The 24,929-nt window shown below is 73.1% G+C and carries 28 protein-coding genes and 1 pseudogene; 13 read left to right on the top strand and 16 right to left on the bottom strand.

Features of this window, described 5'->3' with window-relative positions; translation table 11 throughout:
- Positions 1–255: 255 nt before the first annotated feature.
- Positions 256–432 (top strand): S1 domain-containing protein, encoded by a 177-nt coding sequence (locus tag IH25_RS41525; protein ID WP_167346011.1) that lies wholly within the window; start codon positions 256–258, stop codon positions 430–432.
- A 73-nt stretch (positions 433–505) separates the two neighbouring features.
- Here IH25_RS41525 and IH25_RS0105180 read toward each other — a convergent pair whose 3' ends face one another.
- A complete protein-coding gene (locus tag IH25_RS0105180) occupies positions 506–967 on the bottom strand; it encodes a DUF4442 domain-containing protein (protein WP_209445272.1) in 462 nt (153 codons plus the stop codon).
- Positions 968–1,029: 62 nt separating this feature from the next.
- Between IH25_RS0105180 and IH25_RS0105175 the strand changes: the two genes are divergently transcribed.
- Positions 1,030–2,181, top strand: a complete 1,152-nt coding sequence (locus IH25_RS0105175) for a hypothetical protein (protein ID WP_030603589.1) — start codon at positions 1,030–1,032, stop codon at positions 2,179–2,181.
- 91 nt (positions 2,182–2,272) lie between these two features.
- Here the strand turns inward: IH25_RS0105175 and IH25_RS0105170 are convergent, their stop codons facing one another.
- Complete coding sequence (locus tag IH25_RS0105170; protein ID WP_030603585.1) at positions 2,273–3,118, bottom strand: spermidine synthase; 846 nt, start codon at positions 3,116–3,118, stop codon at positions 2,273–2,275.
- A 136-nt stretch (positions 3,119–3,254) separates the two neighbouring features.
- Between IH25_RS0105170 and IH25_RS0105165 the strand changes: the two genes are divergently transcribed.
- Positions 3,255–4,133, top strand: a complete 879-nt coding sequence (locus IH25_RS0105165) for a TVP38/TMEM64 family protein (protein WP_245172705.1) — start codon at positions 3,255–3,257, stop codon at positions 4,131–4,133.
- Between the two features lie 45 nt (positions 4,134–4,178).
- Positions 4,179–4,622 (top strand): hypothetical protein, encoded by a 444-nt coding sequence (locus IH25_RS0105160; protein WP_030603578.1) that lies wholly within the window; start codon positions 4,179–4,181, stop codon positions 4,620–4,622.
- Positions 4,623–4,688: 66 nt separating this feature from the next.
- Here IH25_RS0105160 and IH25_RS0105155 read toward each other — a convergent pair whose 3' ends face one another.
- Positions 4,689–5,858, bottom strand: coding sequence for a thiolase family protein (locus IH25_RS0105155; protein ID WP_030603575.1), 1,170 nt, complete (start codon positions 5,856–5,858; stop codon positions 4,689–4,691).
- 123 nt (positions 5,859–5,981) lie between these two features.
- Here IH25_RS0105155 and IH25_RS0105150 point away from each other — a divergent pair, with 123 nt between their 5' ends.
- Complete coding sequence (locus IH25_RS0105150) at positions 5,982–6,452, top strand: winged helix-turn-helix transcriptional regulator (RefSeq protein WP_030603572.1); 471 nt, start codon at positions 5,982–5,984, stop codon at positions 6,450–6,452.
- Positions 6,453–6,467: 15 nt separating this feature from the next.
- On the opposite strand, the gene IH25_RS0105145 is transcribed toward IH25_RS0105150, so the two are convergent.
- A complete protein-coding gene (locus IH25_RS0105145) occupies positions 6,468–7,133 on the bottom strand; it encodes an HAD family hydrolase (RefSeq protein WP_245172704.1) in 666 nt (221 codons plus the stop codon).
- A gap of 291 nt (positions 7,134–7,424) precedes the next feature.
- Between IH25_RS0105145 and IH25_RS0105140 the strand changes: the two genes are divergently transcribed.
- Positions 7,425–8,300, top strand: coding sequence for an undecaprenyl-diphosphate phosphatase (locus tag IH25_RS0105140; RefSeq protein ID WP_030603567.1), 876 nt, complete (start codon positions 7,425–7,427; stop codon positions 8,298–8,300).
- Between the two features lie 189 nt (positions 8,301–8,489).
- Positions 8,490–8,669, top strand: coding sequence for a hypothetical protein (locus IH25_RS0105135; RefSeq protein WP_030603564.1), 180 nt, complete (start codon positions 8,490–8,492; stop codon positions 8,667–8,669).
- A 31-nt stretch (positions 8,670–8,700) separates the two neighbouring features.
- Here the strand turns inward: IH25_RS0105135 and IH25_RS0105130 are convergent, their stop codons facing one another.
- Entirely contained in the window at positions 8,701–9,312 is a 612-nt protein-coding gene (locus tag IH25_RS0105130) for a DUF4291 domain-containing protein (RefSeq protein WP_030603562.1), read from the bottom strand.
- 95 nt (positions 9,313–9,407) lie between these two features.
- Here IH25_RS0105130 and IH25_RS0105125 point away from each other — a divergent pair, with 95 nt between their 5' ends.
- Entirely contained in the window at positions 9,408–9,884 is a 477-nt protein-coding gene (locus IH25_RS0105125) for a nuclear transport factor 2 family protein (protein ID WP_030603559.1), read from the top strand.
- 161 nt (positions 9,885–10,045) lie between these two features.
- Positions 10,046–11,620, top strand: coding sequence for an apolipoprotein N-acyltransferase (gene lnt / locus IH25_RS0105120; RefSeq protein ID WP_030603555.1), 1,575 nt, complete (start codon positions 10,046–10,048; stop codon positions 11,618–11,620).
- On the opposite strand, the gene IH25_RS0105115 is transcribed toward lnt, so the two are convergent.
- Both IH25_RS0105115 and IH25_RS0105110 read right to left on the bottom strand, forming a co-directional pair.
- On the bottom strand, positions 11,538–12,449 hold the full coding sequence (locus IH25_RS0105115) for a Gfo/Idh/MocA family protein (protein WP_030603552.1): 912 nt from the start codon (positions 12,447–12,449) through the stop codon (positions 11,538–11,540). The genes lnt and IH25_RS0105115 overlap by 83 nt on opposite strands.
- Positions 12,450–12,459: 10 nt before the next feature.
- The gene (locus IH25_RS0105110) at positions 12,460–13,677 is read right to left on the bottom strand and encodes an FAD-dependent monooxygenase (protein ID WP_030603549.1); all 1,218 of its coding nucleotides are present in this window, start codon (positions 13,675–13,677) and stop codon (positions 12,460–12,462) included.
- Between the two features lie 75 nt (positions 13,678–13,752).
- On the opposite strand from IH25_RS0105110, the gene IH25_RS0105105 reads away from it, so the two are divergent.
- Positions 13,753–14,373: a TetR/AcrR family transcriptional regulator gene (locus tag IH25_RS0105105; protein WP_030603545.1), complete on the top strand. Its 621-nt coding sequence runs from the start codon at positions 13,753–13,755 to the stop codon at positions 14,371–14,373.
- A 10-nt stretch (positions 14,374–14,383) separates the two neighbouring features.
- On the opposite strand, the gene IH25_RS0105100 is transcribed toward IH25_RS0105105, so the two are convergent.
- From IH25_RS0105100 to IH25_RS0105070, 7 genes are all read right to left on the bottom strand, one after another.
- Positions 14,384–14,890, bottom strand: a complete 507-nt coding sequence (locus tag IH25_RS0105100) for a hypothetical protein (protein WP_030603541.1) — start codon at positions 14,888–14,890, stop codon at positions 14,384–14,386.
- 174 nt (positions 14,891–15,064) lie between these two features.
- The gene (locus IH25_RS0105095) at positions 15,065–15,748 is read right to left on the bottom strand and encodes a uracil-DNA glycosylase (RefSeq protein WP_030603539.1); all 684 of its coding nucleotides are present in this window, start codon (positions 15,746–15,748) and stop codon (positions 15,065–15,067) included.
- A gap of 97 nt (positions 15,749–15,845) precedes the next feature.
- Positions 15,846–17,423, bottom strand: a complete 1,578-nt coding sequence (locus tag IH25_RS0105090) for an ABC transporter substrate-binding protein (protein ID WP_030603537.1) — start codon at positions 17,421–17,423, stop codon at positions 15,846–15,848.
- A gap of 192 nt (positions 17,424–17,615) precedes the next feature.
- A complete protein-coding gene (locus IH25_RS0105085) occupies positions 17,616–18,377 on the bottom strand; it encodes an SDR family oxidoreductase (RefSeq protein WP_030603535.1) in 762 nt (253 codons plus the stop codon).
- A gap of 22 nt (positions 18,378–18,399) precedes the next feature.
- A complete protein-coding gene (gene fabG / locus IH25_RS0105080; protein WP_030603532.1) occupies positions 18,400–19,161 on the bottom strand; it encodes a 3-oxoacyl-ACP reductase FabG in 762 nt (253 codons plus the stop codon).
- Positions 19,162–19,308: 147 nt separating this feature from the next.
- Complete coding sequence (locus IH25_RS0105075) at positions 19,309–19,758, bottom strand: DUF3037 domain-containing protein (protein WP_030603529.1); 450 nt, start codon at positions 19,756–19,758, stop codon at positions 19,309–19,311.
- Positions 19,755–20,531, bottom strand: a complete 777-nt coding sequence (locus IH25_RS0105070) for a HipA family kinase (RefSeq protein ID WP_030603526.1) — start codon at positions 20,529–20,531, stop codon at positions 19,755–19,757. Before IH25_RS0105070 ends, IH25_RS0105075 begins: the two co-directional genes overlap by 4 nt.
- 1,156 nt (positions 20,532–21,687) lie before the next feature.
- Between IH25_RS0105070 and IH25_RS0105060 the strand changes: the two genes are divergently transcribed.
- Positions 21,688–22,152: a Rieske (2Fe-2S) protein gene (locus IH25_RS0105060; protein WP_030603524.1), complete on the top strand. Its 465-nt coding sequence runs from the start codon at positions 21,688–21,690 to the stop codon at positions 22,150–22,152.
- A 9-nt stretch (positions 22,153–22,161) separates the two neighbouring features.
- Here IH25_RS0105060 and IH25_RS42130 read toward each other — a convergent pair.
- Positions 22,162–22,299 (bottom strand): annotated as a pseudogene (locus IH25_RS42130) (cysteine hydrolase); the annotation flags it as partial.
- A gap of 172 nt (positions 22,300–22,471) precedes the next feature.
- Between IH25_RS42130 and IH25_RS0105055 the strand changes: the two are divergent.
- On the top strand, positions 22,472–22,942 hold the full coding sequence (locus IH25_RS0105055) for a pyridoxamine 5'-phosphate oxidase family protein (protein WP_030603520.1): 471 nt from the start codon (positions 22,472–22,474) through the stop codon (positions 22,940–22,942).
- Positions 22,943–22,945: 3 nt separating this feature from the next.
- Here the strand turns inward: IH25_RS0105055 and IH25_RS0105050 are convergent, their stop codons facing one another.
- Positions 22,946–23,848, bottom strand: a complete 903-nt coding sequence (locus tag IH25_RS0105050) for a LysR family transcriptional regulator (protein ID WP_030603516.1) — start codon at positions 23,846–23,848, stop codon at positions 22,946–22,948.
- A gap of 74 nt (positions 23,849–23,922) precedes the next feature.
- Between IH25_RS0105050 and IH25_RS0105045 the strand changes: the two genes are divergently transcribed.
- The gene (locus IH25_RS0105045) at positions 23,923–24,894 is read left to right on the top strand and encodes a DMT family transporter (protein WP_394298413.1); all 972 of its coding nucleotides are present in this window, start codon (positions 23,923–23,925) and stop codon (positions 24,892–24,894) included.
- The last annotated feature ends 35 nt before the right edge of the window (positions 24,895–24,929 follow it).

Genomic DNA, 24,929 nt, shown 5'->3' with positions numbered 1-24,929 from the left:
CCCCGCAATGGTTACCGCTGGTACATCCGGACGGCGTTCGACCCGACGGCCGACTCCCTCTACGAAAAGGCCGGATGGCGGGTCAAATGTCCAATTCCGATATCCGTGCGGTCCGGACCGGCGCGCGACTGCGCCGACATCCGGTCAAACCATGGCCGACGCACCGACGCACCCTTCCTCCCGCCCGGCACGGTGCGTGATGCTCTGCTCACTGGGGGAGATCAGTGATTCCCGCAACCCACGGAGGAGCAGACCATGCCGCTCGGAAGGATCGCCGTCTACAACGACGCGGACGGCGTGGGCATCATCACCGACGAGCACGGCGAGAGGCGCCCTTTCTCCTGCATGGAGACACAGACGACCCGCGAGGGTCAGCGGGTCGCCTTCGAGGTGATCGGCGCGAAGGCGACCAACGTGGTCGCCATCCGGTGACCCCGCCCCCGACAGCGGCGCCCCGCCCCGGTGTCGACGGGGCGGGGCGCGATGTCGTCCGGGCCGGGGCGGGTTACTTCGCCCCGTCGGCCGGCCGCAGCGTCCACAGGACGCTCATCTCACCGGTCACCGCGCCGTCCGCGCGCCGTATCTCGACCGACACGGGGAACTCGGGGCGCTGTCCGGCGTCGAGTTCGGCGACGACCTCGGCGGCCGGGCGGCCCAGCGTCGCGGTCGCGGTGACGGTGCCCATCGCCAGCTTCTTGTAGGCGATCTCGGCCCGCACGGCGAGCGGCACGGCGCGCGAGAGCTGGTCCCCGAAGGCGGCCAGCACGATGGCGCCGCTGGCCGACTCCCCGAGGGTGAACATCGCACCGGCGTGCGGGCCGCCCACGTGGTTGTGATATGCGTCCTGGTCCGGCAGGGACACCACGGCCCTGTCGGCCGTGGTCTCCAGGAACTCCAGCTTCAGGGTCCGGGCCATGGGCACGGTGGCGGCGAGCATCTCGCCGATCGACATCTGGTCTGCGCTCATGGCCGTCATGTTACTCACGAGTAGCAGGGGCTGGCCAGAGAAGCACACTAGGGTTACGGGCCATGTGGCCAGATCAGCAGCCGCCAGGGGGCGCGCAGAACCCGCAGCACGATCCGCGGCAGAACCCGTACCAGCAGCCGGGTCACCCGCAGCCGGACACGTACCAGCAGCCCGGATACCAGCAGCACCCGCAGCCGGGCCCGTACGGACAGCAGCACTCCGGCACCCCGTACGGCCAGCAGCCTCCCGGCTCCCCGTACGGCCAGCAGCCCTCCGGCGCCCCGTACGCACAGCAGCCGCAGGGCCCGTACGCCCCCCAGCAGCCGCCGACCGTCCCCTACGGGCAGCCGCCGCAGTGGGGACAGCCGTCCGCGCCCGAGCCCCCGCGCGGCGGCGGACGTACGAAGCTGGTGGCCGTGGTCGCGGCCACGGCCGTCGTGGTCACCGCGGCCGTCACCGGCTTTCTGGTGCTGGGCGGTTCGAAGGACGACGAGGCGGACGACGGCAAGGACGGACGGACCGCGAGCCCGTCGCCGACCGCCACCTCGCCCGCCTCGCCCACCTCGGCCGCGACCGACAACCCCCGTTCCGGCGAGGGCGAGAAGCCGACGGTCGCGGGCTGGAAGGTCGTGGTCAACCCCAAGTACGGCACGGCCTTCGACGTGCCGGCCGACTGGGAGGTGCAGCGGACCGGCGTCTTCACCTTCTTCGAGGACAAGCAGAAGGGCGACGGCTCCGCGTACATCGGCTTTTCCGGCACGTCGAACCTCAAGCCGCGCTACTGCGTCTCCGACGACGACAAGGACGGCAGGGAGGAGACGTCGTCGCTGGCCGTGGCCGGCACCAAGGGGGAGAACGGCGCCAAGGACACCGCGAGCATCGCCCGGGGCGACTCGGCCACCTTCGCGTTCGGCGGGTTCACCGACCAGTCGAAGGCCGCCGAGAAGTATCTGCACATCGGCAAGGCGAAGCCCTTCACCACCGCGTCGGGCGTCACCGGCAGCGTCGCGACGTCGTACGTCAGCGGTGTGCCGAGGAAGGGCAAGTGCGACACCGACGGCAAGGCGGTCACGTTCGCGTTCAAGAACTCCTCGGGCAGCTTCGTGTCGTGGTCGCTGTACGGCCCGAAGGGCGTCAAGGACGAGCTGTCCGACGCGACCATCGACAAGATCCTCGCCACGGTACGGCTGCACGGCGACCCGACCGTGGAGTGACCGCGCCCGATCACGCCGGCCCCGTCCCCGCCGCACCGGCCGCGCGGTGACGCGGCCCGGCGGCGCCCCGGTCACCGCCGCCGCGCCCGCCTCAGCCGATGCCGAACGCACCGTCGGGGGGCTCGGGTGAGGGTACGGCGTCGGCGTCCTCCACCGGCCGTGCCGACCCGGTGAACCGCCGTACCGCGGCCCCGTGTTCGACGCGTGCCGGGAAGGCGTCCGCCGCGGTGCGCCGGGCCAGCGCGGCGGTGTCGAGGGGCCGGTGGGAGGCCGCGACCACCACGTTGCCGAACCGTCGCCCGCGCAGCACCGCCGGCTCGGCGACCAGCGCGACTTCCTCGAACACCACTGCCAGGGTGGCCAGTTGGGAGCGCAGGAAGCCGAACGGCGCGGCGTCGGCGAGATTGGCCAGGTAGACCCCGTCCGGCCGCAGCACCCGCTCGGCCGTGCGGACGTAGGCCAGCGTGGTGAGGTGGGCGGGCACCCGGGAGCCGCCGAACACGTCGGCGATCAGCACGTCGGCCCGGTCGTCGGGCGCGGTTCGGAGCCACTCCCGGGCGTCGGCCGCGTGCAGCGCGATGCCCGAGCCGGCCGGCAGCGGCAGCCGCTCGGTGACCAGCTCCAGCAGCCCCCGGTCCGCCTCGACGACGTCCTGCCGGGAGCCGGGCCGGGTGGCGGCCACGTACCTCGGCAGGGTCAGCGCGCCCCCGCCGAGGTGCACCACGTCCAGCGGCCGCCCGGTCTCGGCCACGGTGTCCAGCACGTGCCCCAGCCGCCGCGCGTACTCGAACTCCAGGTAGGCCGGGTCGTCCAGGTCCACGTACGACTGCGGGGCCCCGTCGACCGTGAGCAGCCAGGCCCGCTCCCGGTTCACGTCGGGCATCAGCCGGGCGGTGCCGTGGTCGGTGGTCCGGGAGACGGGTATCGATTCGTTCACCCGACCATTGTGGGTCCCGCGGCCGTACGTCTCCGCACGTCCCGGGCGGCACGGGCCGCCGTCGCCGCCCGCCCGGTGCGGCAGGGTGGTTCGGGTCATACGGCGATCACACAGGTGCGTCGGTTAGTGTCGGCGGATGCTCGATGCCAACCGCTCTGGCACCGCCCCGACTTCTCCCCCGGCGGCCACGCCCGCTCCCCCGGCCTCTCCGCCGACGGCCACGCCCGCTGCCCCGGCCTCTCCTCCGGGGGTCATGCCCGCTCTCCTGGCCATCGCCCCCGGGCCGGCCCTCGCCCCGGCCGGCCCCGGCGCCGGGGCCGTGCCCGTACTGCCCCGCGCCGGATTCGCCGCGCGCTGCACACGGCTGCTGCTGTCCCCCTACGCCCGGCTGTCCCTGCTGGTCGCGCTGCTGGCGGGCGGGGCGGCGGGGGTGCTGGTGTGCGAGCCGCAGCGGCTGCTGACGCACGGCTGGCCGCCACAGCTCGGCGGGGCCGCGGCGGCCCTGGTGTTCGCGGCGGCGTACGGGCTGTGCACGGTGGTGTTCGTGCCGCGCCCCCTGCTGAACCTGGCCGCGGGCGCGATGTTCGGCTCCCAGGTGGGGCTGGCGACGGCGCTCGCGGGGACGGTGCTCGGTGCCGGGGTGGCGTTCGGGCTGGGCCGGGCGCTCGGGCAGGACGCGCTGCGCCCGCTGCTGCGGGGCCGCTGGCTGAAGGCGGCCGACGGCCAGCTCAGCCGGCACGGGTTGCGGTCCATGCTGGCCCTCCGGCTGTTCCCGGGCGTGCCGTTCTGGGCCGCGAACTACTGCGCGTCCGTCTCGCGCATGGGCTGGCTGCCCTTCCTGCTGGCCACCGCCCTCGGTTCGATCCCGAACACGGCGGCCTACGCGGTCGCCGGCGCCCGCGCCTCGACGCCGACCTCCCCCGCCTTCCTGATCGCGATGGGCTGCATCGCCGTACCGGCCCTGGCGGGCACGGTGATCGCCTGGCGCAAGCGGCACCGGCTGCGCGCCGGGTGAGCCGTCGTGCGCGTGGCGAAGAACCGTCCCGGGAGGGGTGCCTGAGTGTGGTCCAGCGTCATCGCCGTGGCCGGCACGCTGCTCGGCGGCGCGCTGACCGGGCTGCTCCAGATGCGGCGCGAGCGGGCCGCCCGCGACGAGCGCCGGGCGGAGGCGCTGCGGGTGGCGCTGGGCGAGCTGGTGGCGGCCCTGGGTGACCACCGGCGGGCCCTGTGGCACCGCGAGGACCTGGTGCTGAACGGCGCGAGCCCGGAGGCCGTCGACGCGGCCCGGGCTCAGACCCGTGCCACCCGCTCCGCCGTGACCTCCCCGCTGGTCGCGGTCTGCGTCCTCGAACCGGCCCTCACCGGACCGGCCCGCCGGGCGGCCCTCGCCGCGTTCGCCCTGCGCGACGCCCCCGACCGCACCGAGCTGGCCGCTCGCCGGGAGGCCGCGATCACGGCGACGGACGATCTGGTCGCCGCGGCGGGGCGGGTAATGGCTCCCTGAGGGGGCGTGGACGCGGGGCCCCGGCAAGTCGCCCGGAGGGCCGGGCCCCTTGGGCACCGGCCGCCCTCAGACGCCTTCCAGGATCATCGCGTTGGCGAGGCCGCCCGCCTCGCACATGGTCTGGAGGGCGTAACGGGCCCCGCGTTCGCGCATGGCGTGGACCAGGGTCGTGGTCAGCCGGGTGCCGCTCGCGCCGAGCGGATGGCCGAGGGCGATGGCGCCGCCGTGCACGTTGACCTTGGCGAGGTCGGCGCCGGTCTCCTGCTGCCAGGCGAGCACCACACTGGCGAAGGCCTCGTTGACCTCGAACAGGTCGATGTCGGCGAGGTCCAGCCCCGCCCGGCGCAGCACCTTGTCGGTGGCCGGGACGACCCCGGTCAGCATCAGCAGCGGGTCGGAGCCGGTCACGGCGAAGCTGTGCAGCCGGGCGAGCGGGCGCAGGCCGAGCCGGGCCGCGGTGTCGCCGGAGGTGATCAGCACGGCGGAGGCGCCGTCGTTGACCGGGCTGGCGTTGCCCGCGGTGACGTTCCACTCGATCTGCGGGAAGCGCTCGGCGAAGCCGGGGTCGTAGTAGGCGGGCTTGAGTCCGGCGAGGATCTCGGGGGTGCTGCCGGGCCGTACGCACTCGTCGCGGGCGACGCCGTCCAGCGGCGCGATCTCGGCGTCGAACAGTCCCGCCTGCCACGCGGCGGCGGCCTTGTGGTGGGAGGAGACCGCGAACTCGTCCATCCGGGCGCGCGTGAGGGACCACTTGGCGGCGATGAGTTCCGCGCTGATCCCCTGCGGGACCAGCCCCTCCGGGTAGCGCTCGGCGACGCCGGGGCCGAACGGGTCGGTGCCGGCGGGCACGTTGGACCACATCGGCACCCGGCTCATCGACTCCACGCCGCAGGCCACGACGAGGTCGTACGCGCCCGAGATGACACCCTGCGCGGCGAAGTGCACGGCCTGCTGGGAGGACCCGCACTGGCGGTCCACGGTGGTCGCGGGCACCGACTCGGGGAAGCCGGCGGCCAGGAGGGCGTACCGGGTGGTGTTCATGGCCTGCTCGCCGACCTGGTCGACGGTGCCGCCGATGACGTCGTCGATCAGCGCCGGGTCGACACCGGAGCGCTCGACCAGGGCGCCCAGGGTGTGGGCGAGGAGTTGCACGGGGTGGACGTGGGCGAGGGAGCCGTTGGGCTTTCCCTTGCCGATGGGGGTGCGTACGGCTTCGACGATGACTGCGTCTCGCATGGTGCGGGCCTCCTTGGCCGCCCCGGCCCCTCGGGGCGATGCGCCGGTTACCGGTGAGTTGGAAAACTGGACTCACCATAGCTCGCAGAGTTGGAAAAACAAACCCTCCTCTAGACTGGCTTCATGGCCGCTACGAAAGACCCGCGCCCCTGCTCGATCGCCGACGCCCTCGCACTGGTCGGCGAGAAGTACTCCCTGCTCGTCCTGCGGGAGGTGTGCCTGGGCAACGGCCGCTTCGACCAGCTCGTGCGCAACATCGGGGCACCGCGCGACGTCCTGGCCGCCCGGCTGCGCCGGCTCGTGGAGGCGGGCATCCTCACCAAGCGCGTGTACAGCGAGCGCCCGCAGCGCTTCGAGTACCGGGCCACGCAGGCCGGGCTGGAGCTGGAGCCGGTGCTGACGACCCTCAGGGAGTGGGGTGACCGCCACCTGCGCAAGGGCACCGACCTGCCCATGGTGGTCGAGCACAGTTGCGGCAGCCCGCTGGTGACGCGGGTCACCTGCGAGGCCTGCGGCGGGGTCGTGCGCCACGAGGACCTGACGGCGCGTCCGCAGGCCCCGGGCTGGACCCTTACGGGGCCGGCGACCGCGTGAGGCCGCCGGGGGCCGTCAGAAGTGCTCGGCCAGGTCCGTGAAGCGGTCCACCTGGAGCAGCCGTTCGGTGGTCTCGGGGAACGGGTGGTGTTCCAGTACCCAGGTGTCGGGGTGCGGTACGTACACCGCGCCCAGCCCGGCGGCGAGCGCCGGCACGATGTCGGACTTCGGGGAGTTGCCGATCATCCACGTCCGGGCGGTGTCGGCCTTGAGGTCCTCCACCACCGTGGCGTACGTCTCGACCGTCTTCTCCGGCACGATGACGATCCGCTCGAACAGCGGTCCCAGCCGCGAGCGTTCCACCTTCGCCGCCTGCTCCTCGTGGTCGCCCTTGGTCAGCAGCACCAGCCGGTGCCGGGTGCGCAGACCGGTCAGCGTCTCCTCCACGCCCGCGATCAGCACCGGCTCCTGACGCAGGATCCGCTCGCCCAGCTCGGCGATCGCCCTGCCGTGGTCCTCGGTCGCCCGCATCTCGTGCACCCGCTCGTAACAGTCGTGCAGGCTGCGCACGAAACTCTTCGCGCCGTAGCCGTACACCTGGCAGTTCTCCCGCTCGACGTCGTCCAGGACCTGCCGGAGCTCGGTCCGCGAGAGCGATGCGTGAGCGAGCAGGTCGAGGAACTCCTCGATCGCCCGCTCGAAGTAGATGTTGTTCTCCCACAACGTGTCGTCCCCGTCCACGAGAAGACACTGATCGACCCTCACCAAGACCTCCCGGCCACGTCGTCCGAACCCTCCGGCGCGTCCCATTACACAGGCGCGGCCAGGGGCGAGTCATGTGGAATTCCGCCCGTGAGGTGGTCCCTTGAGAACGATGGCGCCGCGTCCCCATGCGCCGTCGCCCGGGCGGCGCGGCCGCCGTGGAAGGCCGAAGGGCGCGGCCCCTGTTGCCGTGTCGTCGGCCGGGCCCGCTACCCTTCCTTCGTCACATGATCACCTCTTCTCCTTTCAGCACTTGGACGCCATACCTTCATGTCTTGGTTTGAATCCCTCGTCCTCGGACTCGTCCAAGGGCTGACCGAGTTCCTGCCCGTCTCCTCCAGCGCGCACCTGCGGCTGACCGCCGCGTTCTCCGGCTGGAACGACCCGGGCGCGGCCTTCACGGCGATCACCCAGATCGGCACCGAGACCGCGGTGCTCATCTACTTCCGCAAGGACATCGGCCGGATCATCACGTCCTGGTTCCGCTCGCTGTTCGACAAGTCGATGCGCCGCAACCACGACGCGCAGATGGGCTGGCTGGTGATCGTCGGCTCGATCCCGATCGGCCTGCTGGGGGTGACGCTGAAGGACCAGATCGAGGGGCCGTTCCGCGATCTGCGGGTCACCGCGACGATGCTCCTCGTCGTCGGCGTGGTCATCGGCATCGCCGACCGGATGGCGGCCCGCGACGAGACGGGCCGCCGGCACCGGGCGCCCAAGCAGCGCAAGACACTGGAGAACCTGGGCGTCAAGGACGGTCTGATCTTCGGCCTCTGCCAGGCCTGCGCGCTCATCCCCGGCGTCTCCCGCTCCGGCGCGACCATCAGCGGCGGCCTGTTCATGGGCTACAAGCGGGAGGCCGCGGCCCGCTACTCCTTCCTGCTCGCCATCCCGGCCGTCCTCGCCTCCGGCGCCTTCGAGGTGAAGGACTCGCTGGGCGAGGGCCATGTGGACTGGGGACCGACCCTGTTCGCGACGGTGATCGCGTTCGCCTCGGGATACGCGGTCATCGCATGGTTCATGAAATGGATCTCCAACAAGAGCTTCATGCCGTTCGTCTGGTACCGCGTCGCCCTCGGGATCGTGATCATCGCCCTGGTGGGCATGGGCGTCCTGAGCCCGCACGCCGCCGAATCGGCCGGATAGGACGGCGGCCGGCCCGCGTCGCCGGTTTCGGACATCGTGCCTGCGGCCGTGCCCCGGCCGTGACCTGCGTACCGTCCGGCGGGCGGGCGGCCAGGAGCGGATGTGGAAGCGGCGCCGGTGACCAACGCGTCACCGTCTGCGTAGCCAGGCGGTAGCGCAGGGTCAGTGCTTGGGCCTAGGCTGTGCCGTATGTCCCCGGATTCCCCGCCCCCTGGTTCCGCGCGCTCCGCCGCCGAACTGAACGAGCGGATCAGAGCGCTGTGGCTGCGCGCGGGCGGCACCCTGTCGGCCCAGGAGCGCTCGGAGTACGAGCGGCTGGTGATCGAGTGGGCCGCCGCCGTCCGCGGCCGGATCACCGAGGCCGCCTGAGACGGCGACCCCGGAAAGGCGCCGCGCGGCCCTACGGCCGCAGGTGTGCGAGCACCTCGTCGGGCACCGGATACGGCCGCTCCACGGGCAGCAGCGCGCTCGCCCGCTCCGTCTCGCCCGCCCGTACCAGCGCGTGGATCTCCCCGGCCAGCGGGGTGACGTCCTCGATGCCGACGATCCACTCGTCCGCGTACCGGGCCGCCGCCTCACCGGCGAGGCCGAGCTGCAAGGACCGGTACGGCAGCGGATTGTGGCGCAGGTCCCGCTCCGGGTCCCACTGCACCCGGGCCGGGCTGCGCGCCAGCTGCCGCTTCCAGGCGACCCGGTCCGGGTGCAGGGCGGGCGCGTAGTGGGACAGGCAGGCATGGCGCAGGGCCCACGCGAAGCCGTCCCGGGTGATCTCCACGGCGAGGACGGTCTCCTGGTTCTCCTTGGTGCCCCAGCCGCAGCGGTACATCATCCACAGGAACGACGGCTTGACCCAGGTCATCCGGTCCCGCTTCCAGTCGGGCGGGAAGCGTCCGGTGCGGGCGGCGGCCCGGCCGATCCCCGGGTGATAGGCCTGGTAGACGGTGACCGTGGTGTCCGTGTGCCGGGCACGGACGCGGAACTTCGGTTCGGTTTCGACGGCTTGTGCGTTCACAGGGACAGGTTCGGCCGCCGCTTGGGGCCCGCACCACCGAATATTCACCCCGCAGGCCCCTTGGCTCCGCGTCCGCCGTACCCAACACTGTGGCGATGACGCAGCGTGCGGAGTTCGCGACCGTGAGGGACCGACTGGCCGTGGAAGACCTGGTCACCGCGTACGCGGTGGCGCTGGACGACGGCGACTGGACGGCGTACCACGGGCTGTTCACGGCGGACGGGCGGGCCGACTACCGCTCGGCGGGCGGTATCGAGGGCGAGGCGGCGCGGGTCGCCGCCTGGCTCGCCGAGAGCCTGGCCCGGTTCGCCATGCGGCAGCACCTGATCGTCAACCGGCAGGTGCGGTTCGGGGTGCTGGAGCACGACACCGGTGACACCGCCCGGGTGCGCGCCGACTACCTCAACCCGATGCGCCTCGCCGACGCCACCGGTTCCGCCGCCCCGGACCTGGTGTGCGGCGGCCGCTACGACTTCGGGCTGCTGCGCACACCGGACGGCTGGCGCCTGCGCGAGGTCGTCGTCCACGAGAAGTGGCGCCGCCTGCCGGCCGGTCAGCCCGGCACCGCGTAGCCGACCGTCCGCCCGCGCCCCCTGAGCACCCGGCCCGCCCGGCACCGCGTAACCGACCGTCCGTCCGCGCCCCCCTGCACCCGGCCCGCTCGCCTGCGGACGCGCAGGTCCCCGAGGCCGCCGCGCACACTGGAGCCATCGGCTGGGTAGGGAGGCTCCCTATGAGGACGATCGACCACTGGCTGACCTCCCCCTGGCGCCGCTCGGCCGCCGCCGCCCTGTCCGGCGCGCTGCCCGTGCTCGCGTTCCCGGCTCCCTCCCTGTGGTGGTGGGCGTACGTCGCCCTGGTGCCGTGGCTGCTGCTGGCCCGGTCCGCGCCGACCGCGCGGCGGGCCGCGTACGACGGCTGGTGCGGCGGCTTCGGCTTCCTGCTGGCCGTGCACCACTGGCTGCTGCCGAGCCTGCACGTGTTCATCTTCCTGATAGCCGCGCTGCTGGGCGTGCTGTGGATGCCGTGGGGATGGCTGGTGCGCCGGCTGCTGGGCGGGCCGGCGCCGGCGGGCCGGGGTGCCGCCGCGCTGCTGGTGCTGCCGTCGGCCTGGCTGGCGGTGGAGCTGGTGCGGTCCTGGCAGGGGCTGGGCGGGCCGTGGGGCATGCTGGGCGCCAGCCAGTGGCAGGTGGCTCCGGCGCTGCGGCTGGCCTCGGTGGGCGGGGTGTGGCTGCTGAGCTTCCTGGTGGTGGCCGTCAACGTGGCGGCGGCCGTGCTGATATCGGTGCCCGCCGCTCGCGTACCGGCCGTGGCCTCGCTGGCCGCGACGGCCGCCGTGGCCTCGGCCGGGTGGGTGTGGGCGCCGCGCCCGGAGGTGGACGGGCGGGCCCGGATCGCCGTCGTACAGCCGGGGGTCGTCGCCGGGCGGGACAGCGCCGAGCGGCGGTTCGACCTGGAGGAGCGGCTGACCCGGCGGCTCGCCGGGCAGGACGTCGACCTGGTGGTGTGGGGCGAGTCCAGCGTCGGCTTCGACCTGGACGACCGGCCCGACCTGGCCCGGCGGCTGGCGGCGCTGTCCCGGGCGACCGGCGCCGATGTGCTGGTGAACGTGGACGCCCGCCGCTCGGGCCGGCCCGGCATCTACAAGAGCGCGGTGCTGGTCGGCCCGGACGGCCCGACCGGCGACCGGTACGACAAGATGCGGCTGGTGCCGTTCGGCGAGTACATACCGGCCCGTTCGCTGCTCGGCTGGGCCACCTCGGTCGGCCGGGCCGCGGGCGAGGACCGGCACCGCGGCACCCGGCAGTCCGTGCCGGACGTGGGGCACGGGCTGCGGGTCGGCCCGCTGATCTGCTTCGAGACCGCGTTCCCGGACTTGGGCCGGCACCTCGCCGACGACGGCGCGGACGTCCTCCTCGGCCAGTCCTCGACGTCCACGTTCCAGCACAGCTGGGCGCCGGAGCAGCACGCCTCGCTGGCCGCGCTGCGCGCCGCCGAGACCGGCCGCCCGATGGTGCACGCCACCCTCACCGGTGTCTCGGCGGTCTACGGCCCGGACGGGCGCCGCCTCGGCCCGTGGGTCGGCACCGGCGCGAGCGCCGCCCGGGTGTACGACGTACCGCTGGCGCACGGTGTCACGCCGTACGTCCGCCACGGCGACTGGCCGGTGCACGGCGCGCTGCTGGTGCTGGCCGTGCTGGGGGTGGCGGAGGGGGTGCGGGCGGTCAGGACGCGCCGTGGCGGTCCCGCACCTCTCGCACCACCCGCTCGCACAGTTCATGGGTCGCCAGCGCGTCCCGGGCGCTGAGCACCTCGCCGGCCCGTACGGCGTCGAGGAAGGCGAGGACCGTCTGCTCGATGCCGCGCTGGCGGGACACCGGCACCCAGTCGCCGCGCCGGCGCACGGTGGGCTGGCCCTTGTGGTCGATCACCTCGGCGAGGTTGACCACCTGGCGCTTGGTGTCCTGCCCGGACACCTCCAGGATCTCCTCGTTCGAGCCGCTGAGCCGGTTCATCACGCCGAGCGCGGTGAAGCCGTCGCCGGCGAGCTGGAGCACGACGTGGTGGAGCAGCCCGTCCTCGACGCGGGCGCGGACCGTCACGTCGTCGACCGGGCCGGGCACCAGGAAGCGCAGGGTGTCGACGACGTGGATGAAGTCGTCCAGGATCATCGAGCGGGGTTCCTCGGGCAGCCCGGTCCGGTTCTTCTGCAGGAGGATCAGCTCGCGGGGGTGGTCCAGGCACTGGGCGTACCCGGGGGCGTGGCGGCGGTTGAAGCCGACGGACAGCGACACGCCGCGCCGCTCGGCGAGGGCGACCAGCCGTTCGGAGTCGGCGAGTTCGTAGGCGAGCGGCTTGTCCACGTACGTCGGGACGCCGGCCTCCAGCAGCCGGGTGACGATCTCGGGGTGGACGGCGGTGGGCGCGTGCACGAAGGCCGCGTCGAGGCCGGCGTCGAGCAGCGAGTCCAGGGTGGTGTGCCGCTGGGCGCTCGGCACGCGCAGGCTGTCCCCGACCCGCTCCAGGGTGGCGGGGGTGCGGGTCTGGAGGTGCAGGTCGATTCCCGGCTGGGTGCCGAGCACCGGCAGATATGCCTTCCGCGCGATGTCCCCGAGTCCGATGCAGCCGACCTTCACGTGCTCTCCCCTATCGCTGGCCTGCGGGTTGTCTGCCGGAAGCATACGGGGGCCGCCAGTTCGCGATGCCGTCGAAGCCGCGCAGGAAGAGCGCCGGCCCGGTCGCCGACAGGGCCGTGAGGACGGCGTTCCGTACGGCGGTGACGGCCCGGCCGCCGGCCATGTTCAGGCGGGCGACGCGGACGGCCTTGCGGGCGATCGCGGTGGTGCGCGGGAGCCGGTCGGCGGTGTAGGCGGGCAGGTCGGTGGCGTGGTGGGCGAGGACGACGGCGTCCTCGACGGCCTGGTTGCCGCCCTGGCCGAGGGTCGGCGGCATGGCGTGGGCGGCGTCGCCGAGGAGCACGGTGCGGCCCAGGTGGTAGGCGGGCAGGGGCTGGGCGAGGTGGTGCACGTCGTGCCGGAGCACGTCCTCGGGCCGGGTGGCGGCGAGCACGGCGGGGACCGGGTGGTGCCAGTCGCCGTAGCGGCGCAGGAGTTCGGCCCGCTCGTCGTCGGGGGCGTGCGCGCCGGCCGGGACGGTGGCCGCCGCGTAGGCGTAGACGCGGCCGTCCTTGAGGGGGTGGGTGCCCCAGATCCGGCCGCGCCCCCAGGTCTCGTGCGAGGCGAACTCGGCACCGGGCAGCGGGATGAGCATCCGCCAGGTGGTGAACCCGGCGTAGACCGCGCCGGGGTGACCGGGGAACAGGGCGCGGCGCACCCGCGAGTGGACGCCGTCCGCGCCGACCACCAGCTCGGCCTCCAGCTCCTCCGCGCCGACGGCCCCTCGGGCGGTGCCGGCCGGGGCGGCGGCCGTCACGGTCACCCGGGCGGGGCGGGTGCGGTCGCCGGGGTCGGCGAGGGTGGCGGTGGCCGCGGTGCGCAGGGCGCCGGGCGGGAGCAGGGCGGCGAGGCGGCCGACGAGGGTGGCCCGGGACAGCAGGACCAGGGGGCCGCCGAAGCGGGCGGCGGCGGCCTCGGCACTGGAGCGGGACAGCCAGCGTCCGCCGGGAGTGCGCAGTCCCCCGTCGCCCTGCCAGGCGGCCAGGTCGCGGATCTCGTCGCCGATGCCGAGGACGTCCAGGGCGCGCAGGGCGTTGGGGGCGAGGGAGATGGCCGCGCCGACGGGTTCCAGGGACGGGGCGCGCTCCAGCACGGTGACGGCCCAGCCCCGCTGGTGCAGGGCGGCAGCGGCGGCCAGGCCGCCGATTCCCCCGCCGATGACGACCGCGCGCGCCGGCTGTGTGGTCATGACCCCTCCTCGCCTACTACACCTGTAGTACATCCGAGCGTACTACAGGTGTAGTGAGCGGGGTAGGGTCGCCTCATGTCCGTGGACAGCCCCAGCATCGCCGGCGCCTCGCGTGCCGTCCTCGTCGCCGACGCCGCCCTCGCCCTGCTCGCCGAACGCGGCATGCGCGGGCTCACCCACCGGGCGGTGGACGAGGCCGCGGGGCTGCCGCCGGGCTCCACCTCGAACGTGGCCCGCACCCGGCAGGCCCTGCTGGAACTCGCGGTACGGCGGCACGCGGAGCGGGAGGCCCGCGTGCTGGCCCTGGCGGAGCTGCCGGACCCGGCCGACGGGCTGGACGCGCTGACCGAGGCGATGGCGTTCGCCGTCCACCGCTCCCTCACCCGCCACCGGGATCTGCTGATCGCCCGCTACGAACTGGCCCTGGAGGCCACCCGCCGCCCCGAGCTGCGCGCCTTCTACGACCGGACCGGCGCCGTCTTCCAGGAACAGCTGACCGCGCTGCTCACCGCCGCGGGCTCGCCCGACCCGGCCCGGCAGGTGCTGTCCCTGGTGGCCTGGGCGGACGGGCTGATGTTCTCCTGCGCGGCCGGATCCTTCGGCAGCCGCACCCCGGGCCTTGAGGAGATCCGCACGGGACTGCGGGAGCTGCTCGCGGGGCTGCTGGGGGGCGCGGACGAGAGGCGGGGCTCCTGAGCGGTGCCCGCTAGCGGCCGGGCGGCCAGTCCTCGTCGCCCGGTCCGCCGCCCTCCCCCAGCCGCAGCGCCAGCCGGCTGATCGCGGACCGGACGCCCGCGCCGTAGCCGTCGTCGGCGAGGGCGCGGGCGGTGCTGCGGGCCCGGCGCAGATGGCTGCGGGCGGCCTCGGCGCGGCCCAGTTTGACGTAGTCGGCGGCCAGGTTCAGGTGCAGGGACGGCAGGAAGCCGCGCACGCTGCCCGGGTCGCCGCCCGGACGGCCGTCGGCCAGCTCCTCGGCCGCCGACAACGCCCGCAGGTCCCAGGCCAGTTCGTCCGCCGGGTCGTCGTGGGTGTCGGCCAGATAGTGGGCGAGGGTGCAGCGGTGCAGCGGGTCGCCGTCCTCACCGATCTCCGCCCACAGGTCCAGGAAGCGGCTGCGGGCCTCCTCGCGGTCGCCGCCGTGGTGCAACATCACGACCTGCCCGATCCGCGTCAGCACGGCGTCCGGCGCCGTCTGCTCCTGTCGCTCCACCACGGTGCCCTCCGGGCCGTCGCCGGTTGTTGCCGCTCCCGACGCTAACCGGCGCGGACCGGATTCCCGGACAGGCGGCGCCGACGGGCCGACGCGACGGGCCGGTGGCCGGGCGCGGGTACGTGGTGAGCGAGCGCGGGTACGTGGTGGCCGGTCGCGCACCGCCCCGCGCTCCCGTCAGCCCAGGTTCGGGATGCGCCAGTCGATCGGCTCATGCCCCTGCGCGGCGATCGCCTCGTTGATCTGCGTGAACGGGCGGGAGCCGAAGAACTTCTTGGCGGACAGCGGCGAGGGGTGCGCGCCCTTGACCACCACGTGCCGGGTCTCGTCGATCAGCGGGAGCTTCTTCTGCGCGTAGTTGCCCCACAGGACGAAGACCGCCGGGTCGGGGCGGGAGGCCACCGCGCGGATCACGGCGTCGGTGAACTTCTCCCAGCCCTTGCCCTTGTGCGAGTTGGCCTCGCCGGCCCGGACGGTGAGGACCGCGTTGAGCAGCAGCACGCCCTGTTCGGCCCACGGCATCAGATAGCCGTTGTCCGGGATGGGCAGGCCCAGTTCCTCGTGCATCTCCTTGTAGATGTTCCGCAGGGAGGGCGGGGTCTTCACCCCGGGGCGGACCGAGAAGCACAGGCCGTGGCCCTGGCCCTCGCCGTGGTACGGGTCCTGGCCGAGGATCAGGACCTTCACCCGGTCGTACGGCGTCGCGTCCAGCGCGGCGAAGACCTCCTCGCGCGGCGGGTAGACGGGACCCTTCGCCCGCTCCTCCTCGACGAACTCGGTCAGCTCCTTGAAATAGGGCTGCTGCAGTTCGTCGGCCAGAACCCCGCGCCAGGACTCGGGCAGCATGGCGATGTCGGTCACGTCAACGTCCTCACGATGTCGATCAGGTACCGCGTGCGGTCACTTCCAGGTTCCAGAACCTACAGGCGACCACTGACAACCGGTGCCGCGAGGGGTCTCACCAGCTGGTCTTGCGGTGCAGCGTCCACATCGTCATGACCGTCGAGGGGTCCAGGGCCTGTTCGCCGCCGGAGACGTCGACACTGGCCGCCACGAACTGCCGGCCCTGCCACAGCGGGAGCAGCCGGGCGTCGTCCACCATGATCTGCTGGGCGGCCTCCATGTCCTTGACGGTCTGGGCGCGGTCGCTCTCGGCGCGCGCGTGGGGCAGCAGCCGGCCGGTGATCTCCTTGGCCGGGTAGGGCGTGCCGAGCGCGTTGTGCTCCCCGACGAACGGCGCGATGAAGTTGTCCGCGTCGGGGAAGTCCGGGAACCAGCCGCGGCCGAACACCGGGTACTCGTGCTTCTGGAAGCCGGCCACATAGCTCTTCCAGGGGCGGCTTTTGAGGGTGATGGTGAACAGACCGGAGCCGTCCAGCTGCCGTTTGAGCTCCTGGAACATCAGGCCGGTCTCGGAGCCGTAGCGGTCGGTGGTGTACCAGAGGGTGAGCGGGACGCGCCGGGTGATGCCGGCGTCGGCGAGGATCTTGCGGGCCTTGGCGACGCTCGGTTCGCCGTAGTCGTCGAAGAAGCCGGTGGCGTGGCCGGTCAGCCCCTTGGGGACCATCGAGTACAGCGGGTCGACGGTGTCCTTGTAGACCTTGTGCGCGATCGCGCCCCGGTCCACGAGCTGGGCGACGGCCTTGCGTACGGCGGGCCGTCCGGCCCAGGGGTCCGCCGGGTTGAACACCAGGTAGCTGATGTCGGTGCCGGCGCCGTCGACCAGTTGCAGGTCCTCGTCGTCGTGTTCCTGGAGGGCGACGATGTCGTCGGCGGCCAGTCCGCGGTAGGTGACGTCTATGCGCTTGTCGCGCAGTGCCTCGACCATGCCGGCGGAGTCCTTGAAGTAGCGGATGGTCACCGCGTCGTTCTGCCGCTTGGCGAAGCCCCGGTAGGTGTCGTTGCGGACCAGGACGGCCCGGTCCCCCTCCTCGTAGGACTGGAGCTCGTACGGCCCGGAGCCGTGTACGTCGGTGCCCTCGCGCAGGGCGTCCGCCGGGTAGTCGTCCGGGTCGACCAGGGACATGGCGGGGGTGGCCAGGACGAAGGGGAAGGTGGCGTCGGGCTTGTTGAGGTGGAAGACGATGTCGCGGTCGCCGGAGGTCTCCACCCGGTCCAGGCTGCCGAGCAGTCCGGCGGGGCCGCCGGGGGCGTCGATGGCGCGGATGCGGTCGATGGAGTGCTTGACGGCCTCGGCGGTCAGCGGGTCGCCGTCGGCGAACTCCAGTCCGGTGCGCAGCTGGCAGCGGTACGTGCGGCTCGTGGAGTCGGTGAAGGAACAGGTCCGGGCGGCGTCGGGCTGGGGGGTGGTGGCGCCGTTCGGGTAGGCGAGGAGCGTCTGGAAGATGTTGCGGTACAGCTCCCAGGAGCCGTCCCAGGCTCCGGCGGGGTCCAGCGTGCTCGGGGCGCTGGTGGTGCCCACGACGATCGGCCCCTGGTCGTCGGGGTCGCCGTCGGACAGCAGGCCGCAGCCGGCGACCAGGGACAGGGACGCGATCGCCGCGACTCTGCGCAGGAATCGGTTCCGGTGGGACACGCGCACGCTCCTCGATCCGCCATACCAAGGGTCGGCAGACCATACCGCAGCGTTCGCGCCCTGAACCTCCCCTGGAACAGGGCTTGTTGATCGATCCGGGGATGACGACGTTGTCAGTTCGCCAGGCGGATCCGGGGCGGTCTTCCGGGCGCCGTTCCGTCCGGAAACCGGACGCCCGGAAGAGCCGGCCGGTCAGGAGACGCCGGCGTTGAGGAAGATGCCGCCGTCCACGACGAGCGTCTGTCCGGTGATCCAGTCGGACTGCGTGGAGGTGAGGAACGCGGCGGCGCCGCCGATGTCGGAGGGCACCCCCAGCCGGGCCAGCGGGTAGGCGGCCGCGGCCTCCTCCTCGCGGCCCTCGTACAGGGCCTGCGCGAACTTGGTCTTGACGACGGCCGGGGCGATCGCGTTCACCCGTACCCGAGGAGCGAACTCGTGCGCCAGCTGCTGCGTCAGGTTGATCATCGCGGCCTTGCTCACGCCGTACGCGCCGATGAACGGCGAGGCCGACAGGCCGGCGACCGAGGCGATGTTGACGATCGCGCCGCCGTTGTCCTTCTGCCAGGCGTGCCAGGTCTTCTGGGCGAAGCCGAGGGCGGAGATCACATTGGTCTCGAAGACCTTGCGGGCGACGTCGAGGTCGAGGTCCGCGATCGGTCCGAACACCGGGTTGGTGCCCGCGTTGTTGACGAGGAAGTCGACCCGGCCGAAGGCCGCCATGGTGCGCTCGACGACCTCGCTCTGGTGGCCGAGGTCGTGCGCCTTGCCGGCGACGCCGATGACCCGTTCGGCGCCGAGCCGCTCGACGGCCTCCTTCAGGGCGTCCTCGCCGCGGCCGGTGATGCAGACGCGGTCACCGCGGGCGATGAGCGCCTCGGCGACGCCGTAGCCGATGCCGCGGCTGGCGCCGGTGACGATCGCGACCCTGCCGGAGGGCTCCGGGAGTTCAGTCATGTCCGTGCTACCCCTGCATCCCTTAGTTGAGCGGTCCGCCGGCGACGTACAGCACCTGGCCGGAGACGAAGCCGGCCGCCTCGCCGGTGAAGAAGGCGATGGCGTTGGCGATGTCCTCGGGCTCGCCGACGCGCTGCACCGGGATCTGGGTGGCGGCGGCCTTCTTGAAGTCCTCGAAGTCCATCTTGACGCGGTCGGCGGTGGCCTTCGTCATCTCGGTGGCGATGAAGCCCGGGGCGACGGCGTTGGCGGTGATGCCGAACTTGCCCAGCTCGATGGCGAGGGTCTTGGTGAAGCCCTGGAGACCGGCCTTGGCGGCCGAGTAGTTGACCTGGCCGCGGTTGCCGAGCGCCGAGGAGGAGGAGAGGTTGACGATCCGGCCCCAGCCGGCCTCGACCATGTGCTGCTGCACGGCCTTGGTCATCAGGAACGAGCCGCGCAGATGCACGTTCATGACCGTGTCCCAGTCGGACACGCTCATCTTGAACAGCAGGTTGTCGCGCAGCACGCCCGCGTTGTTGACCAGGATCGTGGGGGCGCCGAGCTCCTCGGCGACGCGGGCGACGGCCGCCTGGACCTGCGCCTCGTCGGAGACGTCCGCGCCGACCGCGACGGCCTTGCCGCCGGCCGCGGTGATCTTCTCGACGGTGTCCTTGCAGGCGGCCTCGTCGAGATCGATCACGGCGACCGCGCGCCCCTCGGCGGCCAGCCGTACGGCGGTGGCGGCGCCGATGCCGCGCGCCGCGCCGGTGACTACCGCGACCCGCTGTTCAGTGGTGGACATGCTGTTTCTCCTCGCCCTTGAGAGAACCTGTCGGACCCTCGGAGAGGGCCCTCCGGTGCGGTGAGCGACCGCTTAGTACCTTCTCCACCCGTGACGCTAGAAGCCCTGGCACGCGGTGTCAACGGCAACATCGGCCGGTGTGATCGATTACCTCACCAGGAGGTCCAGCAGGCGCTCCGTCTCGGCGGCCGGGTCGGCGGTCAGTCCGGTGTGCACGGGGCCGGGCTGGACGATGGCGGAGCGGGGCGCGACCAGCCAGCGGTAGCGGCGCCCCGCGTCGTCGCCGGCCGCCTGTCCGGCCTGTTCACCGCCCGCGCAGGTGCGCTCGATCGCGGCGAGCGCGGCGCGCACCCCGGCCACGTCGGCGGCCGGGTCCAGGGCGAGCAGCCGGGCCTCGTCCAGGTGGGTACGGGCACCGAGGTAGCCCCGCGCGCGGCAGTAGACGACCACGCCCGCGTTGACGCACTCCCCGCGCTCCACCCGGGGCACGACCCGCAGCAGCGCGTACTCGAACACGTCCCGGTCGCCGCCCTGGCCGGCCCGGGTGATGTGCCGTTCGGTGACGTGGCCGGCCATGTGGATGTGACGCTCGCTCACTTGCCCTCCTTGAATCCGCCGCCGAGGCCGGTGATCCGCTCGGCGATGCCGGCCGCGCGCGCGAGCAGCGGCCGCGCGTAGGCCCGGCGCAGGTCGTCCGGGGTGTCGAAGCCCGGCTCGCCGTCCAGCCAGACGTCCGGGATCTCCGCGGTGACCTCGGCGAGCAGGTCCTCGGTGACCCGGGGGGCGAGGTCGGCCGCGGCGGCGCCCACGTCCGGGGCGAAGCGGGCGAGAGCGTGGTCCGCGGCGTCGTAGGGGCGGGCCGCCGAGGCCTCGGCGCCGGGCCAGTTGTGCTGCCAGATCATCGTGGCGCCGTGGTCGATGAGCCACAGTTCCCCTTGCCGCACCAGGAGGTTGGGGTTGCGCCAGGACCGGTCGACGTTGTTGATCAGCGCGTCGAACCACACGATCCGGCCGGCCTCCTCGGGGCTCACCGGGAAGGCGAGGGGGTCGTAGCCGAGGGCGCCGGACAGGAAGTCCATGCCGAGGTTGGTGCCGCCGCTGCCGCGCAGCAGCTCCTGCACCTGCTGCTCGGGCTCGCCGAGCCCGAGCACGGGGTCCAGTTCGAGCGTGACCAGCCGGGGCATCCGGAACCCGAGCCGCCGGGCGAGCTCCCCGCACACCACCTCGGCGACCAGGGTCTTGCGGCCCTGTCCCGCGCCGGTGAACTTCATGACGTAGGTGCGGAGGTCGTCCCCCTCCACCAGCCCCGGCAGCGATCCGCCCTCCCGCAAGGGTGTGATGTAGCGGGTCGCGGTGAGCTGTTTCAACATTTTTCCCGGCCATCCATCTGTGGAACCTTCGTACACCATGGCGTATCCCGGAACGGGCGCAAGACCAGGCGTCGTCGTCCGTCAACGCCCCTGGGGAGAATCCGGGGGATCCCGGCCGGCACGCCGTCCTCCCTGCTTCCCGAGCAGTCCGCCGAGGGCAGCCCGCCCCCCGCGTCCGGCCTCCGGCATGAAGTGAGCATAGTAACCGAGGGTGATCGCGGGTGAGGAGCGGGCGAAGGGACGACCCGCCTGGACGCGGCCGGAGAGGCCGGCGAACGGTTGCCGCACCGGCACATCGTCGACAGGGAGTTGTGGCGCGGACCCCGTTGTCCTGGTGAGCCCGTCACCGCACATCGAGTTCGGCAACAGGCTGCTGACCGGTGCCCTGTGCGCGGTGTTCGGCTGGCTCGTCGTCGCCGCCCACTTCCTCGCCGCCGTGCTGTTGCCGGCCACGGCGACGGCCACCTGGACACGTGTGCGGCGGCTGGATCACGAGGTGTCCGGGCCGGCGGTTCCGCCGCGGTGGGCCGTCGCCTTGAGCCGGCTCCTGCTCGCGGGGACGGCCGTCCTGCTCGTCGTGGGCATCGCGGTCACCGGTTCCGGGTCGCACGCCGGCGACTCCTCCGACGTGAACCGGATGCCGTTCGACCGGGCGGACGTCACCGTTGTGCACGGCGTGCTGGCCGCGGGGTGCCTCGTCCCGGGCGGTCTGCTGTTCGCCGCTCTGCCCGGCGGTTCCCCGGCCGCCGGCGCGCCGGTGTGTTCCTGGCCGTCTTCGGGGCGCAGGGGGCCGTCGGGGTGTTCCAGTCGCCGGCCTCCTTGCCCTCCGTGGCCGTCGTCCTGCCTCTGCGTGGCTCCGCCCTGGTCCGGGCCGGAGCGGTGCGTGCCGCCTGTGCGGTGCGTGAACACCGCCCGGCCGGGCCGCCGACGACCGGCCCTCTCCGCAACTCGCCCGGCCGACGACGGCTGCCGGCGCGTAGAGGCTGAGCGGTTCCTGTCGGCGTGTGCTTCGTCCGCCCTTCGGGGCGGGGATGGGGCCCTGCGGCGGGTCGGGATGGCTCGTCTGCCGCCCTCCCCGCCGCCCGCTGAACGGCCGCGGCCGTACGCCCGTACCCCAGGGCGGACCATGACCAGTTCCAGCGAAGGGAAACGTCATATGAGCAGCGCCTCGTCCCACCCCACCGCCGGTCCGGACCGTCGTACCGTCGTGGCGGCGGTCGGAGCCGCGGGGCTCGCCGCCGCGCTGACCGCGTGCGGCTCGGGCGACGACTCCGCCGGCACGGGTTCCTCCGGCACGGATTCCGCCGCCACCGGGGCCGCGTCGGACGGCGGTGGCACCGCGCTCGCCAGGACCGCCGACATCCCCGAGGGCGGCGGCAGGATCTTCAAGGACCAGGGTGTCGTGGTCACCCAGCCGACGGCCGGCACCTACAAGGCGTTCTCCGCCGAGTGCACCCACCAGGGCTGTGCGGTCGGCAGCGTGGCGCACGGCATGATCGTGTGCCCGTGTCACGGCAGCGAGTTCTCCGTGGCGGACGGCAGCGTGAAGAAGGGGCCGGCGATGAAGGGACTGGCCCCGGCGCGGATCACCGTGTCGGGCGACGACATCAGGCTGGCCTGAGCCCGCCCGGCTCGGCGCGCCCGCGATGGCGCCGGCCGGAACTACGGCGGTGCGGCCGAGGTCGACGGCGTCGAACACCACGTCGGGGACGGCCACGTCGGCCGACACCCCGGTGACGATCAGCACCCGGCAGCCGAGGGTGCGCACTCCACGGTGAGCAGGACGGCACCGGCAGGCTCGAGGAGTTCGCCGAGCTGCTCGTACGACGGCATGGCGCGCCCCCTTGAAGACGACCGGTTCTCTTTTCTGACGTCATGTCAGAGGATCGGCGGGAGCACGATAAGTCTCCGACACGACAAGGGAGAGGAGAGGGGGCCGTATGCCCGTCACCCGTCAGCGCCGGGGCCGGAGGATCATGATGTCGCCGGCCGAGCTGGACGAGTTCCTCGCCACCCAGCGCACCTGCCGGATCGCGACCGTCTCGGCCGACGGCACACCCCACGTGAGCGCGCTGTGGTTCGCCTGGGACGGCACAGCGCTGTGGCTGTACTCCGTGGTGCGCAGCCGGCGCTGGGCGCAGTGGCGCCGCGATCCCCGGGTGGCGGTCGTGGTCGACTCCGGGGAGGAGTACGGCGAGTTGCGCGGGGCGGAACTGTCCGGCCGGGTGGAGTTCGTGGGCGAGGTGCCGCGCCGGGGTGAGCTGTGCGCCGAACTCGACACGGCCGAGACGCTGTTCGCGCGCAAGAACTTCGGCCTGGACGAGATGCCGCACGACGGCCGGCACGCGTGGGCCCGGCTCGTCCCGGAGAGGATCGTGTCCTGGGACTTCCGGAAACTGGGCGGGGCGTAGGGCTCAGCCGAGCCGCCGCGCCGCCGTCCGCAGGGCCTCCACCGCGGCGCGGATCGAGGGCCGGCGGTCGGCGTCCGCCCGCCAGATCACGTACACATGGCGGCGTACCCGCTGTGTGAGCGGCACGAAGACCACACCGTCGGGCACCGGCTGCCGGCCCAGCCGCGGTGCGATGCACACGCCCAGCCCGGCGGCCACCAGTCCGAGCTGGGTGTGGGTCTCACCGGCGCGGTGGCCGACGATCGGCTCGACACCCTTGGACCGCAGGGTGAACAGCAGCCACTCGTGGCAGAACTCGCCCTCGCACCAGGTGATCCACTCGTCCTCGGCGAACTCGGTCAGGTCCACCTCGTCCCGGTCCGCGAGCCGGTGTCCGGCGGACATGGCGACATCGGCGGGGTCGTCCAGCAGCGGCGCCTTGACCAGGCCGTCGGGGACGGGCATCGGCTTGTTGTACCAGTCCAGGACCACCGCCAGGTCGAGATCGCCGCGGACCACCCCGGCGATGCCCTGCTCCGGTTCCAGCTCGCTGGAGCGCACCCGCAGCCCCGGGTGCTCGGTGCGCAGCGCGCCCAGCGCGGCGGGGAACAGGCCCCGGGCCGCGGTCGGGAACGCCGACAGCCGCAGTTCGCCGACGACCTGGCCGCGATGCGCCTCCAGGTCGGACTCGGCCAGCTCGACCTGGGACAGGATGCGCGCCGCGTGCTCCGACAGCAGCCGCCCGGCGTCGGTGAGCCGCACACCCCGGCCGTTCTTGGCGAGGAGCCGCTGGCCGACCTCCCGCTCCAGCTTGCCCAGCTGCTGGGAGACCGCGGACGTGGTCACGTGCAGCGCGTCGGCGGCGGCACTGACCGAGCCGTGCCGGGCCAGTGCGTCCAGGGTGCGCAGGCGCTCAAGGTTCAACATGTAAGTGATCCTAAGAGGTACCAGGTGGGAAATCTCGATTGTGCTACGAGATTGCCTCCAGCATCGTTATGGCCATGAGCACGATCAGCGCCCGCACCCGCAGCCGTACCCACTCCCCCGCCACCGCCGACGCCACCGGCCCCGGCCCCGGTCCCGCCAAGAGCCGCGCCCGCCTGGACTGGCGGCTGCGCTTCGGCCTGCTGTCCCTGATCTGGGGCTTCAGCTTCCTGCTGATCAAGGTGGGCACCGAGGGGTACGCGCCGTTCCAGGTCACCCTCGGACGGCTGGTGTTCGGCACGGCCGTACTGGTGGCGGCGATGGCCGTGAAGCGGGAGCGGCTGCCGCGCGGGGCCCGGCTGTGGGGACACATGGCGGTCGCCGCGTTCCTGCTGAACGCCCTGCCGTTCTCCCTCTTCGCCTACGCCGAGCTGACGATCCCGTCCACCCTGGCCGGCATCTGCAACGCCACCTCCCCGCTGTGGGGCATGGCCCTGTCCCTGGTCGCACTGTCCGAGGACCGGCCGAGCCGGGTGCGCGTGGCCGGGCTCGGGCTGGGCTTCCTGGGCGTGCTGACCGTGCTCGGCGTCTGGCAGGGCTTCCACGGACTGGACGCCACGGGCACGGCGATGGCGTTGCTGGCCTCGCTCAGCTATCCGGTGGGCTGGATCTACGTCCGGCGGACGCTGGCGGGTACGGGCAACTCCCATCTGTCCATGACCGGCGGGCAGTTGCTCATCGCCACGGTCCAGCTCGCGGTGGTGACGCCCCTGTTCGCCGGCGTGCCCCGGCATTACGCGCTCGTCCCGCTGCTGGCCGTCGCCGCGCTGGGCGCCCTGGGCACGGGGCTGGCGGTGCTGATCCAGTACGGGCTGGTGGCCGAGGTCGGGCCCACCACCGCCCAGATGGTCACGTACTTCATCCCGGTCATCGCCACGGCGGCGGGCGTGGCGATCCTCGGGGAGTCGCTGCGGTGGACGACGCCGGTGGGGGCGGTGATCGTGCTGGCGGGCGCGGCGCTGACCCAGGTGCGGGGGAAGGGCGCGTGAGGGAAGGGGCACGGGGTGCGTGCGCGGGTGCGGGT

The sequence above is a fragment of the Streptomyces achromogenes subsp. achromogenes genome, from assembly GCF_000720835.1.
Lineage (GTDB): Bacteria > Actinomycetota > Actinomycetes > Streptomycetales > Streptomycetaceae > Streptomyces > Streptomyces achromogenes.
The sequence above is the reverse complement of the archived record's forward strand: the minus strand, read 5'-3'. Positions and strand labels throughout refer to the sequence as shown.